Annotated in this window: 12 protein-coding genes; 11 read left to right on the forward strand and 1 reads right to left on the reverse strand. The window is 58.3% G+C overall.

What is annotated here, in order from left to right:
* Positions 1–8 precede the first annotated feature (8 nt).
* From odhB to HDC30_RS07510, 7 genes are all read left to right on the forward strand, one after another.
* The gene (gene odhB, locus HDC30_RS07480) at positions 9–1,232 is read left to right on the forward strand and encodes a 2-oxoglutarate dehydrogenase complex dihydrolipoyllysine-residue succinyltransferase (protein WP_003223011.1); all 1,224 of its coding nucleotides are present in this window, start codon (positions 9–11) and stop codon (positions 1,230–1,232) included.
* 95 nt (positions 1,233–1,327) lie between these two features.
* Entirely contained in the window at positions 1,328–2,764 is a 1,437-nt protein-coding gene (lpdA, locus tag HDC30_RS07485) for a dihydrolipoyl dehydrogenase (protein WP_007962860.1), read from the forward strand.
* A gap of 202 nt (positions 2,765–2,966) precedes the next feature.
* Positions 2,967–4,133, forward strand: a complete 1,167-nt coding sequence (gene sucC, locus HDC30_RS07490; RefSeq protein ID WP_003223015.1) for an ADP-forming succinate--CoA ligase subunit beta — start codon at positions 2,967–2,969, stop codon at positions 4,131–4,133.
* Complete coding sequence (gene sucD, locus HDC30_RS07495) at positions 4,133–5,014, forward strand: succinate--CoA ligase subunit alpha (protein WP_003223019.1); 882 nt, start codon at positions 4,133–4,135, stop codon at positions 5,012–5,014. The genes sucC and sucD overlap by 1 nt, the downstream gene beginning before the upstream one ends.
* A gap of 388 nt (positions 5,015–5,402) precedes the next feature.
* Positions 5,403–6,716, forward strand: coding sequence for a branched-chain amino acid transport system II carrier protein (brnQ, locus tag HDC30_RS07500; protein ID WP_027614038.1), 1,314 nt, complete (start codon positions 5,403–5,405; stop codon positions 6,714–6,716).
* Positions 6,717–6,911: 195 nt separating this feature from the next.
* Positions 6,912–7,649: a DUF599 domain-containing protein gene (locus tag HDC30_RS07505; RefSeq protein WP_027614039.1), complete on the forward strand. Its 738-nt coding sequence runs from the start codon at positions 6,912–6,914 to the stop codon at positions 7,647–7,649.
* Positions 7,649–8,050 (forward strand): MAPEG family protein, encoded by a 402-nt coding sequence (locus HDC30_RS07510; protein ID WP_007962864.1) that lies wholly within the window; start codon positions 7,649–7,651, stop codon positions 8,048–8,050. The genes HDC30_RS07505 and HDC30_RS07510 overlap by 1 nt, the downstream gene beginning before the upstream one ends.
* 88 nt (positions 8,051–8,138) lie before the next feature.
* Here the strand turns inward: HDC30_RS07510 and HDC30_RS07515 are convergent, their stop codons facing one another.
* Positions 8,139–8,375 (reverse strand): hypothetical protein, encoded by a 237-nt coding sequence (locus HDC30_RS07515; RefSeq protein ID WP_007962865.1) that lies wholly within the window; start codon positions 8,373–8,375, stop codon positions 8,139–8,141.
* Between the two features lie 158 nt (positions 8,376–8,533).
* Between HDC30_RS07515 and HDC30_RS07520 the strand changes: the two genes are divergently transcribed.
* From HDC30_RS07520 to HDC30_RS07535, 4 genes are all read left to right on the forward strand, one after another.
* The gene (locus tag HDC30_RS07520; RefSeq protein WP_027614041.1) at positions 8,534–9,010 is read left to right on the forward strand and encodes a PaaI family thioesterase; all 477 of its coding nucleotides are present in this window, start codon (positions 8,534–8,536) and stop codon (positions 9,008–9,010) included.
* A complete protein-coding gene (locus HDC30_RS07525) occupies positions 9,007–9,459 on the forward strand; it encodes a PaaI family thioesterase (RefSeq protein ID WP_027614042.1) in 453 nt (150 codons plus the stop codon). The genes HDC30_RS07520 and HDC30_RS07525 overlap by 4 nt, the downstream gene beginning before the upstream one ends.
* An 82-nt stretch (positions 9,460–9,541) precedes the next feature.
* Positions 9,542–11,446 (forward strand): molecular chaperone HtpG, encoded by a 1,905-nt coding sequence (gene htpG, locus HDC30_RS07530; RefSeq protein WP_183781992.1) that lies wholly within the window; start codon positions 9,542–9,544, stop codon positions 11,444–11,446.
* Between the two features lie 68 nt (positions 11,447–11,514).
* Entirely contained in the window at positions 11,515–12,243 is a 729-nt protein-coding gene (locus HDC30_RS07535) for a dienelactone hydrolase family protein (RefSeq protein ID WP_183781995.1), read from the forward strand.
* Positions 12,244–12,321: the final 78 nt, after the last annotated feature.

Here is a 12,321-nt window from a genome sequence, read left to right on the forward strand (position 1 = left end):
CACAGATAATGGCTATCGAGATCAAAGCCCCCACTTTCCCGGAATCGGTTGCCGATGGCACCGTTGCCACCTGGCACAAAAAACCGGGCGACGCCGTCAAGCGTGACGACCTGATCGTCGACATCGAAACCGACAAAGTCGTACTGGAAGTGCTGGCGACCGCCGACGGCGTGCTGGGCGCAATCGTCAAAAACGAAGGCGACACCGTTCTGTCCGACGAAGTCCTGGGCTCCATCGAAGCGGGCGGCGCTGCTGCCGCTGCTCCAGCCGCCGCTGCTGCTCCGGCCGCTGCTGCCGCTGCCCCGGCGGCTGCCGAAGGCGAAGACGATCCTGTTGCTGCTCCGGCTGCGCGCAAGCTGGCTGAAGAAAACGGCATCAACATCGCTTCCGTTGCCGGTACCGGCAAAGGCGGTCGTGTGACCAAGGAAGACGTGGTGGCTGCTGTAGCCGCGAAGAAAGCCGCTCCGGCTGCTGCTCCTGCAAAAGCCGCTGCTCCAGCCGCTGCTGCTCCGGTATTCGCTGCCGGTGACCGCGTTGAGAAGCGCGTACCGATGACCCGTCTGCGTGCCAAGGTTGCCGAGCGTCTGGTTGAAGCCCAGTCGAACATGGCAATGCTGACCACTTTCAACGAAGTCGACATGACCGAAGTCATGGCTCTGCGTTCGAAGTACAAGGACCTGTTCGAGAAGTCCCACAACGGCGTACGCCTGGGCTTCATGTCGTTCTTCGTCAAGGCTGCCACCGAAGCGCTGAAACGCTTCCCGGCGGTCAACGCTTCGATCGACGGTGCGGACATCGTTTACCACGGCTACGCCGACATCGGTGTTGCGGTTTCCAGCGACCGTGGTCTGGTCGTTCCGGTTCTGCGTAACGCCGAGCTGATGAGCCTGGCTGAAATCGAAGGCGGCATCGCCACGTTCGGCAAGAAAGCCCGTGACGGCAAACTGTCGATGGAAGAGATGACCGGCGGTACCTTCACCATCACCAACGGTGGTACCTTCGGTTCGATGATGTCGACCCCGATCGTCAACCCGCCGCAGGCAGCGATTCTGGGCATGCACAACATCATCCAGCGTCCTATGGCCATCAACGGTCAGGTCGTGATCCGTCCGATGATGTACCTGGCACTGTCCTACGATCACCGTCTGATCGATGGCAAAGAAGCTGTAACCTTCCTGGTGACCATCAAGAACCTGCTGGAAGATCCGGCTCGTCTGTTGCTGGATATCTGATAGAAGCAGCCATGCGCTGCGGGCCGTACCGTCGGCAACGGCGGTACGGCCCGCAGCGCGCGGCTTGAAGCTTTTCGCTAAAGAGGATTTTTTGAATGTCGCAGAAATTTGACGTAGTAGTGATCGGTGCCGGCCCTGGCGGCTATGTAGCTGCCATCAAGGCCGCGCAGCTGGGTCTCACCACTGCCTGCATCGAGAAGTACACCGACGCTGAAGGCAAACAGGCCCTCGGCGGTACTTGCCTGAACGTCGGCTGCATTCCGTCCAAGGCGCTGCTGGACAGCTCCTGGAAGTACAAGGAAGCCAAAGAGAGCTTCAACGTTCACGGTATCTCGACCGGCGAAGTCAAAATGGACGTCGCTGCGATGGTTGGCCGCAAGGCTGGCATCGTCAAGAACCTGACTGGCGGCGTTGCCACCCTGTTCAAGGCTAACGGCGTTACCTCGATCCAGGGCCACGGCAAGCTGCTGGCTGGCAAGAAAGTCGAAGTCACCAAGCCGGACGGTTCGGTTGAAGTCATCGAAGCCGAAAACGTCATCCTGGCACCAGGTTCGCGTCCGATCGACATTCCACCGGCTCCGGTCGATCAGAAAGTCATCGTCGATTCGACTGGTGCTCTGGAATTCCAATCCGTACCTAAGCGTCTGGGCGTGATCGGCGCTGGCGTGATCGGTCTGGAACTGGGTTCGGTGTGGTCGCGTCTGGGTTCCGAAGTGGTTGTCCTCGAAGCACTGGACACCTTCCTGATGGCAGCGGACACCGCTGTTTCCAAGGAAGCGCTGAAAACCCTGACCAAGCAAGGTCTGGACATCAAGCTGGGTGCTCGCGTAACCGGTTCGAAAGTGAACGGCGACGAAGTCGTGGTTAACTACACCGATGCCAACGGCGAACAGTCCATCACTTTCGACAAGCTGATCGTAGCCGTTGGTCGCCGTCCGGTGACCACTGATCTGCTGGCTGCCGACAGCGGCGTGACCCTGGACGAGCGCGGTTTCGTGCACGTTGACGATCACTGCGCCACCACCGTACCGGGCGTTTACGCCATCGGTGACGTGGTTCGCGGCATGATGCTGGCGCACAAGGCCTCGGAAGAGGGCATCATGGTTGTCGAGCGCATCAAGGGCCACAAAGCCCAGATGAACTATGACCTGATCCCTTCGGTTATTTATACTCACCCGGAAATCGCGTGGGTTGGCAAAACCGAGCAGGCCTTGAAAGCCGAAGGCGTTGAAGTTAACGTCGGCACCTTCCCGTTCGCCGCTTCCGGCCGTGCCATGGCCGCCAACGATACCGGTGGTTTCGTCAAGGTCATCGCTGATGCCAAGACTGACCGCGTATTGGGCGTGCACGTGATTGGCCCGAGCGCTGCAGAACTGGTTCAGCAGGGCGCGATCGGTATGGAATTCGGTACCAGCGCTGAAGACCTGGGCATGATGGTTTTCTCCCATCCGACCCTGTCTGAAGCCTTGCACGAAGCTGCTCTGGCTGTGAATGGCGGCGCCATCCACATTGCCAACCGCAAGAAGCGTTAAGACACACAATAAGAAACCACGGCGGTAACGGCCCGTCGTGAGCCTTGCGAGCAAGTCTCACCGCGGAATGTCCGCTGGACGCAGTCTTGCGTAGCTGCACCGGGTATCCGGAAAGGCTACGCAAGCAGCAGTCACAGGTGGCGCGGCACTCATCAAGAGCGCAGCGCCGAATGCGCAGTACCTAACGAAGACGGTAAAAAGCATGAATCTTCACGAGTATCAGGGTAAGCAGCTGTTCGCTGAATACGGCCTGCCAGTTTCCACTGGTTACGCAGTAGACACCCCGGAAGCAGCAGCAGAAGCTTGCGACAAAATCGGCGGCAGCGAGTGGGTTGTCAAAGCCCAGGTCCACGCCGGTGGTCGCGGTAAAGCGGGCGGCGTCAAGCTGGTTCGCAACAAAGAAGACGCCAAGGCCTTCGCACAGCAGTGGCTGGGCAAGCGTCTGGTGACTTACCAGACTGACGCCAATGGTCAGCCAGTCACCAAGATCCTGGTTGAATCGTGCACTGATATCGCTAAAGAGCTGTACCTGGGCGCTGTCGTTGACCGTTCGAGCCGTCGCATCGTGTTCATGGCTTCCACCGAAGGTGGCGTGGACATCGAGAAAATCGCTCACGACACTCCAGAAAAAATTCTGAAGGCCACTATCGATCCACTGGTTGGCGCTCAGCCATTCCAGGGTCGCGAGCTGGCGTTCCAACTGGGTCTGGAAGGCAAGCAAGTTGCCCAGTTCGCCAAGATCTTCGTTGGTCTGGCCAAACTGTTCCAGGATCACGATCTGGCCCTGCTGGAAGTGAACCCGCTGGTGATCAAGGCTGACGGCGATCTGCACTGCCTGGACGCCAAGATCAACATCGACGCCAACGCCATGTACCGTCAGCCTAAGCTGAAGACTTTCCACGATCCGTCGCAAGACGATCCGCGCGAAGCGCACGCTGCCAAGTTCGAACTGAACTACGTAGCCCTGGAAGGCAACATCGGCTGCATGGTCAACGGTGCCGGCCTGGCCATGGGTACCATGGACATCGTCAACCTGCACGGCGGCAAGCCAGCCAACTTCCTCGACGTAGGTGGTGGTGCTACCAAAGAGCGCGTGACCGAAGCATTCAAAATCATTCTGTCCGACACCAACGTCGCTGCAGTACTGGTTAACATCTTCGGCGGCATCGTTCGTTGCGACATGATTGCCGAAGGCATCATCGGTGCAGTGAAAGAAGTCGGCGTGAAAATCCCGGTTGTTGTTCGCCTTGAAGGCAACAACGCTGAGCTGGGCGCTAAAGTACTGGCAGAAAGCGGTTTGAACATCATCGCTGCTACCAGCCTGACCGACGCTGCTCAACAAGTTGTCAAAGCTGCGGAGGGCAAATAATGAGCGTCCTGATCAATAAAGACACCAAAGTTATCTGCCAGGGTATTACCGGCTCGCAAGGTAGTTTCCACACCCAGCAAGCCATCGAATACGGCACCAAGATGGTTGGTGGTGTAACTCCGGGCAAAGGCGGCACCGAGCACCTGGGTCTGCCAGTGTTCAATACCGTCAAAGACGCAGTTGCTGCCACTGGCGCTACCGCCAGCGTGATCTACGTTCCGGCTCCTTTCTGCAAGGACTCGATCCTGGAAGCAGCGTTCGGCGGCATCAAGCTGATCGTCTGCATCACCGAAGGCATTCCTACCCTGGACATGCTGGACGCGAAAGTTAAGTGCGACGAGCTGGGTGTTACCCTGATCGGCCCTAACTGCCCAGGCGTGATCACCCCAGGCGAATGCAAGATCGGCATCATGCCAGGTCACATTCACTTGCCAGGCAAGGTCGGTATCGTTTCGCGTTCCGGCACCCTGACCTACGAAGCTGTGAAGCAGACTACTGACGCCGGTTTCGGTCAGTCGACTTGCGTCGGCATCGGTGGTGACCCGATCCCGGGTTCGAACTTCATCGACATCCTGAAGCTGTTCCAGGAAGACCCGAAGACCGAAGCGATCGTGATGATCGGCGAGATCGGCGGTTCGGCTGAAGAAGAAGCGGCTGCCTACATCAAGGCACACGTGACCAAGCCGGTTGTTTCCTACATCGCTGGTGTGACTGCTCCTCCGGGCAAGCGCATGGGCCATGCTGGCGCAATCATCTCTGGCGGCAAAGGCACTGCAGACGAGAAATTCGCTGCGCTGCAAGACGCAGGCGTAAAAACCGTGCGTTCGCTGGCAGACATCGGCAAGGCCCTGGCCGAGCTGACCGGTTGGGCGGTCAAGTAAGCCTCGTGCTTGACTGACGCTTCACCAGACAAAGGCCACCTTCGGGTGGCCTTTGTTGTTTCTGAAGATCAAAAGATCGCAGCCTTCGGCAGCTCCTACAGATGATCCTGTGTAGGAGCTGCCGAAGGCTGCGATCTTTTGATCTTTGCTTTTTTTATGAAATTTAAATGCGTAAACGCGACACAGACACGTCGTGTATCGGATAGTTCGCCCTCAAACAGTGCGTTTGTCAGACAAATTCGTTAGGCTAGCAGCCATTTTTGCGTCTGCCGCCCACAAGGCATGCAACGCGCTAAACGGGTCAGTCTTATACGGACTGACAGCATTTCCCTAACCCCACAGGGAAATCCCCCTCTAAATTCCGATTCAGTAGTGTGGTATTTCCTTAATGAAAGTTTTGAAAGGTCAGGACATCCTGGCACTGGGCTTTATGACATTTGCCCTGTTCGTCGGGGCCGGCAACATCATTTTCCCGCCTATCGTCGGCCTGCAGTCCGGACCTAATGTCTGGATGGCGGCGCTGGGCTTTCTGATCACGGCCGTCGGTCTGCCGGTGGTCACCGTCGTCGCCCTGGCCAAGGTCGGTGGTGCGATGGATGCGCTGAGCAGCCCGATCGGCAAGATCGCCGGTGGTGTGCTCGCCGCGGCATGCTACCTGGCGGTCGGCCCGCTGTTCGCCACCCCGCGGACCGCGACCGTGTCGTTCGAAGTGGGTCTGGCGCCGCTGACCGGCGAAAGCCCTCTGGCGCTGTTCCTCTACAGCTCGGTGTACTTCCTGCTGGTGTTCTTCATCTCGCTGTATCCGGGCCGTCTGCTCGATACCGTTGGGCGTTTCCTCGCGCCGCTGAAAATCATCGCCCTGGCGGTACTCGGCATCGCCGCGTTCGCCCTGCCGGCCGGGGATATCGGTCAGGCCACGCCGGAATACGTCGCGGCACCGTTCTCCCAGGGCTTCATCAATGGTTACCTGACCATGGATACCCTCGGCGCGCTGGTGTTCGGCATCGTCATCGTCAACGCGATCCGCTCCCGTGGCGTCGAGTCGCCTGCGCTGATCACCCGTTACGCGATCATTGCCGGCCTCATCGCCGGTGTCGGTCTGGCGCTGGTGTACATCAGCCTGTTCCGCCTCGGCTCCGGCAGCCACGAAGTCGCGGTCGGTGCCACCAACGGTGCGGCGGTGCTGCATGCTTACGTGCAACACACCTTCGGTTCGCTGGGCAGCGGTTTCCTCGCGGTGCTGATCTCGCTGGCGTGCCTGGTGACGGCGGTCGGTCTGACCTGCGCCTGCGCTGAATACTTCAGCCGCGTGCTGCCACTGTCCTACAAGACCCTGGTGATCATCCTGGCCGCGTTCTCGCTGCTGGTGTCCAACCTGGGCCTGACCAAGCTGATCGCGTTCTCGATCCCGGTGCTGACGGCGATCTACCCGCCGTGCATCGTTCTGGTGGCTCTGAGCTTCTGCAAGGACTTCTGGCATGAACACGGGCGGATCCTCGGCCCGGTCATGCTAGTATCTTTCCTGTTCGGCACCATCGACGCGCTCAAGGGCGCCGGTCTGGCTGACTGGATGCCGTCGCAGCTGTCGCACCTGCCGCTGAGCGAGCAGGGTCTGGCGTGGCTGGTGCCATGCGTGATGACCCTGGTGGTCGCCGTGGTCTGTGATCGCCTGCTGGGCAAGCGCAGCGAAGCCGTTGCCTGACGTTGTCTGACCCGCCACAAACGGGTCTTCAGCGCTTAAACAGAAATGCCCCGTATCAATCGATACGGGGCATTTTTTATGGGCGTCTGGCAGTGTCTTTTTCCGCGAGCTAACGTCGAAGCACTGCCGAGGTCTTAATGTGGGAGCGAGCAGGCTCGCTCCCACAGGTAGCATCCATACTCCACAGGGAATTGCATGTCGTTCATCCAAGCCAATCTGATCCACCTGCTGGCCGCGCTCTGGTTTGTCATCTGCTGGGGCGGCTACACCCGTTATGCGTCGTGGAAGGCCCGCGACACCGCGTGTCTGGCCAGCGTGCTGCACCTGTATCGCGAAGACTGGATGCGCCGCATGCTGCTGCGTGACAACCGTATCGCCGACGCCAGCGTGATCGGCAATCTTGAGCGCAACGCCTCGTTCTTCGCCTCCAGCACCCTGATCATCCTCGCCGGCATTCTCACCGTGCTCGGTGCATCCGAGCGCGCCGTGTCGTTGCTGGCGGATATCCCGATGGTGCAGCAGGCATCGCAGGGCATGTCGGAGATCAAGTTGCTCTGTCTGGCGCTGGTGTTCGTCTATGCGTTCTTCACGTTCAGCTGGTGCATGCGTCAGTACAACTTTGCTGCGGTGCTGGTCGGTTCCGCGCCGATGATCGGTGAGCGTCAGGTCTCGGAGCAGGAGCGCAAGGCGTTCGCACTGCGGGCGGCGCGAGTGATTTCGATGGCGGCGAACCAGTTCAACTTCGGTCTGCGTTCTTATTACTTCGGCATGAGCATGCTGGCGTGGTTTGTCAGCCCGTGGCTGTTCATGTTGATGAGTGCCGGGGTGGTCATCGTGTTGTACCGCCGCGAGTTTCATTCCGACGTGCTGGATGTGATGGTCTATACCCCTACAGAGGCACCATTGCCCGAAACCAATAAAGAGGCTGCTTGATGAGTATTCCGTTCTGGTGTGTGTTTATCAGTGCACTGTTGATTTACATCGCGCGCATGCCGGTGGGCAAGGCCATGAAAGAGCAGGGTGGCTACAACAACCATCTACCGCGCCAACAGCAGGCGCAACTCACTGGCTATGGCGCGCGGGCGCTGGCGGCACACCAGAACTGCATCGAAGCGTTCATCCTGTTCGCCGTGGGTGTGCTGATGGCGCACACCACGCAAACCCAAGGCTGGTTGATAGATGCCCTGGCAATCATCTTTGTGATCGCGCGAATTCTTTACGTGTGGTTGTACCTGGCGGATAAACCATCCCTGCGCAGCCTGGTGTGGCTGGTCGGCCTGATCTGCAGTTTGTTGCTGATGATTAGTCCGACTTTTAGAACCGTATTGCTCTAAGAAAGCCTCTAAGCCAAGACTGACAAAAAATCACAGGCAAAAGAAAACCCGCACTTGGCGGGTTTTCTTTTTCTGCATCAAGTCGCAATTATTGCTTCTTGGCAGCTTCTTCCTGAGCAGCTTGATTCGATTCGGCCTGAGCTTTGGCAGCTTCGGCGTTTTCTTTTGCTGCGTCGTTCACTTTATCCTGAGCTTTGTTCATGTCTTGCTGAGCTTGCTCAGCATGTTGGTTTGCATCTTGAGCTTTGTCCTCGGATTTTTTATCGCAGGCAGCGAGACCGAGGGAAGCGGTCAACATCAAGGCAATAGCTAAAGTCTTACGCATGGGGTGTTTCTCCTTATGGAAAATAACTACTGGCCTTAAGAGCACTGGCCCAAAGGTTAAGTTCCTCATTTCGTTCAGATATATAAGTTTGTTTTTTAGTGGAACTTTTGCGGCATTTCCTACTACTGGCAAAAGGCTCTAACGAGAGTAATTATCAAATGGCTGAAAACCCCGTTTTTGAGCGCGCGACACGATTTCTTTCGGCCCTGCGCCATTGTCAGGTGCTCGGTTTGACGGTACACAGCGCCAGCAGCGAAGGGCTGACGGTGAGGTTGCCGTACAACGCGCAAATCGTCGGCAATCCACAGACCGGGGTCATCCACGGCGGCGCCATTACCTCGCTGATGGACACCGCGTGCGGCATGTCCACGTTGTGCGTGCTGGCGGAGTTCGAAGTCTGCCCGACCCTGGACCTGCGTATCGACTACATGCACGCCGCCGAGCCGAACAAGGACGTCTATGGCTTTGCCCAGTGTTACCGGGTCACCACCGATGTGATCTTCGCTCGCGGCTTTGCTTATCAGGATGACCCGAATCAGCCGATCGCCCATGTCGTCGGCACTTTCATGCGCATGGGCAAAAACCTGAAAGGCACCCAGGGATTTGGCGGCAAGGTCAAAGGAGAGAATCGATGAGCGATGACTGGAAGCAACAGCTGCTGCAGGCTCACGCTCAGGGCGATTACGCGCCGTTGTTGCGGATAATTCCTTACGCCGGGCTGATCGGCGTCGAATGTTCCCGGGTCGGCGATGAATTGCTGTTCAAGCTGCCGGCGAACAAGGACAACATTGGTAACCCTTTATTGCCGGCGATCCATGGCGGGGTGATTGCCGGGTTCATGGAGCTGGCAGCCGCGTTACATTTGCTGATCTTCACCGGTTCGCCCGGGGTGCCGAAGATCATCGACTTTTCTCTGGATTATCTGCGCGCCGGGCAGTTTCGCGATACTTGGGCCAAATGTCAGGTCTGTCGCCAGGGGCGGCGCGTGGCCAACGTCGCCATCACGGCCTGGCAAAGCACCGAGAGCGAACCGATTGCCACCGCCCGTGCACATTTCAAAATTGATGAGCCCTTGAAATCCTGAACGCTGCCCCCAACTCAGTGAACAACCCGCCGCCGACCCCTCTGGATCGCGGCCACTGCCATCTGATTGGAGTTTGATGACCATGAGTGTGGAAACTCAAAAGGAAACCCTGGGCTTCCAGACCGAGGTAAAGCAGCTGCTGCACCTCATGATCCATTCGCTGTATTCCAACAAGGAAATCTTCCTTCGCGAATTGATCTCGAACGCCTCTGACGCTGTCGACAAGCTGCGCTTCGAAGCCCTGGCCAAGCCTGAGTTGCTCGAAGGTGGCGCTGAACTGAAAATCCGTGTGAGCTTCGACAAGGACGCCAAGACCGTCACCCTCGAAGACAACGGTATCGGCATGAACCGTGACGATGTGATCACCCACCTGGGGACCATCGCCAAGTCGGGCACCGCCGATTTCATGAAGAATCTCTCGGGCGATCAGAAGAAAGATTCGCACCTGATCGGCCAATTCGGTGTCGGCTTCTATTCGGCGTTCATCGTTGCCGACCAGGTTGATGTGTATTCCCGTCGCGCCGGCACCCCTGCCAGCGAAGGCGTGCACTGGTCGTCGAAAGGCGAGGGCGAGTTCGAAGTCGCCACCATCGACAAGCCAGAGCGCGGCACTCGTATCGTCCTGCACCTGAAGTCCGCTGAAGACGAGTTCGCCGACGGCTGGCGTCTGCGCAACATCATCAAGAAATACTCCGACCATATCGCGCTGCCGATCGAGCTGCCGAAAGAAGTCACTGCCGCTGAAGGCGAAGAGCAGCCTGCCGTTGAATGGGAAACCGTCAACCGCGCCAGCGCCCTGTGGACCCGTCCGCGCACTGAAGTGAAGGACGAGGAATATCAGGAGTTCTACAAGCACATCGCTCACGACTTCGAAAACCCGCTGGCCTGGAGCCACAACAAGGTCGAAGGCAAGCTCGAATACAGCTCGCTGCTGTACGTGCCGGCCCGCGCGCCGTTCGACCTGTACCAGCGTGAAGCGCCGAAAGGCTTGAAGCTGTACGTGCAGCGCGTGTTCGTGATGGATCAGGCCGAGTCGTTCCTGCCGCTGTACCTGCGCTTCATCAAGGGCGTGGTCGATTCCAACGACCTGTCGCTGAACGTGTCGCGGGAAATCCTGCAGAAAGACCCGATCATCGACTCGATGAAGTCGGCGCTGACCAAGCGCGTGCTGGACATGCTGGAAAAACTGGCGAAGAACGAGCCTGAGCAATACAAGGGCTTCTGGAAAAACTTCGGTCAGGTCATGAAAGAAGGCCCGGCAGAAGATTTCGCCAACAAAGAGAAAATTGCCGGTCTGCTGCGTTTCGCATCGACCCGAGGCGACGACGGCGAGCAAGTTGTCGGTCTGGCTGACTACCTGGCGCGCGCCAAGGAAGGTCAGGACAAGATCTACTACCTCACCGGCGAAACCTACGCGCAGGTCAAGAACAGCCCGCACCTGGAAGTCTTCCGCAAGAAAGGCATCGAAGTGCTGCTGCTGACCGACCGTATCGACGAGTGGCTGATGAGCTACCTCAGCGAATTCGACGGCAAGACCTTTGTCGACGTGGCACGCGGTGACCTTGATCTGGGCAACCTGGACTCGGAAGAGGACAAGAAAGCTGCAGAAGAAGTCGCCAAGTCCAAAGAAGGTCTGGTCGAGCGTCTGAAAACCGCGCTGGGCGATTCCGTGGCGGAAGTCCGGGTTTCCCATCGTCTGACCGACTCGCCGGCCATTCTGGCGATCGGCGAACAGGACCTGGGCCTGCAAATGCGCCAGATCCTCGAAGCCAGCGGGCAGAAAGTGCCGGAGTCGAAGCCGATTTTCGAATTCAACCCGAGCCACCCGCTGATCGAGAAACTCGACGGCGAGCAGAACGAAGGGCGTTTTGGCGACCTGTCGCACATCCTCTTCGATCAGGCCGCTCTGGCGGCTGGCGAAAGCTTGAAAGACCCGGCCGCGTACGTGACCCGTCTGAACAAGCTGCTGGTTGAGCTGTCAGCCTAATCACGATGTAGAAAAACCCGCTTCGGCGGGTTTTTTCATTCTGGTGTTTAACTAATCAGGAGTCAGAAATGAGCCAAGTTACTGTACGTTCCGTGGTCTATCAGCTGGATGGCCAGCCCTATGAAGGTCGTCTGGCGTTCGACGCCGAGCACAAGGGCGCGCGCCCGGGCCTGCTGATGGCGCCGAACTGGATGGGCGTCAGCGCCGGTGCTGAAGAGATCGCCAAGTCGGTTGCGGCCAAGGGCTACGTGGTGTTGATTGCTGACGTGTATGGCCAGGCAGTACGTCCGCAGAACGCTGACGAGGCCGGCGCGGCGATGATGCCGCTGAAGAACGATCGGGCACTGCTGCGCAAGCGTATGCAGGCGGCGTTCGAACAATTGCAGAAGCAGGGCGAGGCAGCGGTCGATACCTCGAAACTGGCGGTGTTCGGTTTCTGCTTCGGCGGTTGCTGCGCACTGGATCTGGCGCGCACCGGTGCACCGGTGAAGGCGGCGGTGTCGTTCCACGGCACGCTGGATTCGCCGAACCCGGCTGATGCGCAGAACATCAAAGGCTCGGTGCTGGTGCTGCACGGTGCTTCAGACCCGTTGGTGCCGAAAGAGCAGTTGCCAGCGTTTGAGGATGAAATGAACGCAGCGAAGGTCGATTGGCAGTTGCTCAGCTACGGCGGTGCGGTGCATTCGTTCACCGATCCGCACGCCAATGTGCCGGGCAAGATGATGTACGACGCGAAGACCGCCAAGCGTGCGTTCAAGTCGATGCATGATTTGCTGGATGAAGTGTTCAAAGGCTGATTTTTCGGCGCCTTTACTGGCCTCTTCGCGAGCAAGCCCGCTCCCACAGGGGGGATTGTGATGTGTACTCAGAACTCA

Source organism: Pseudomonas sp. JAI115, from assembly GCF_014200835.1.
Lineage (GTDB): Bacteria > Pseudomonadota > Gammaproteobacteria > Pseudomonadales > Pseudomonadaceae > Aquipseudomonas > Aquipseudomonas putida_A.

Coding starts and splice junctions, on each gene's coding strand:
- HDC30_RS07535 (WP_183781995.1), top strand. CDS start 11,515: ATGAGCCAAGTTACTGTACGTTCCGTGGTCTATCAGCTGGATGGCCAG.
- odhB (WP_003223011.1), top strand. CDS start 9: ATGGCTATCGAGATCAAAGCCCCCACTTTCCCGGAATCGGTTGCCGAT.
- sucD (WP_003223019.1), top strand. CDS start 4,133: ATGAGCGTCCTGATCAATAAAGACACCAAAGTTATCTGCCAGGGTATT.
- brnQ (WP_027614038.1), top strand. CDS start 5,403: ATGAAAGTTTTGAAAGGTCAGGACATCCTGGCACTGGGCTTTATGACA.
- HDC30_RS07510 (WP_007962864.1), top strand. CDS start 7,649: ATGAGTATTCCGTTCTGGTGTGTGTTTATCAGTGCACTGTTGATTTAC.
- HDC30_RS07515 (WP_007962865.1), bottom strand. CDS start 8,375: ATGCGTAAGACTTTAGCTATTGCCTTGATGTTGACCGCTTCCCTCGGT.
- sucC (WP_003223015.1), top strand. CDS start 2,967: ATGAATCTTCACGAGTATCAGGGTAAGCAGCTGTTCGCTGAATACGGC.
- HDC30_RS07520 (WP_027614041.1), top strand. CDS start 8,534: ATGGCTGAAAACCCCGTTTTTGAGCGCGCGACACGATTTCTTTCGGCC.
- HDC30_RS07525 (WP_027614042.1), top strand. CDS start 9,007: ATGAGCGATGACTGGAAGCAACAGCTGCTGCAGGCTCACGCTCAGGGC.
- HDC30_RS07505 (WP_027614039.1), top strand. CDS start 6,912: ATGTCGTTCATCCAAGCCAATCTGATCCACCTGCTGGCCGCGCTCTGG.
- lpdA (WP_007962860.1), top strand. CDS start 1,328: ATGTCGCAGAAATTTGACGTAGTAGTGATCGGTGCCGGCCCTGGCGGC.
- htpG (WP_183781992.1), top strand. CDS start 9,542: ATGAGTGTGGAAACTCAAAAGGAAACCCTGGGCTTCCAGACCGAGGTA.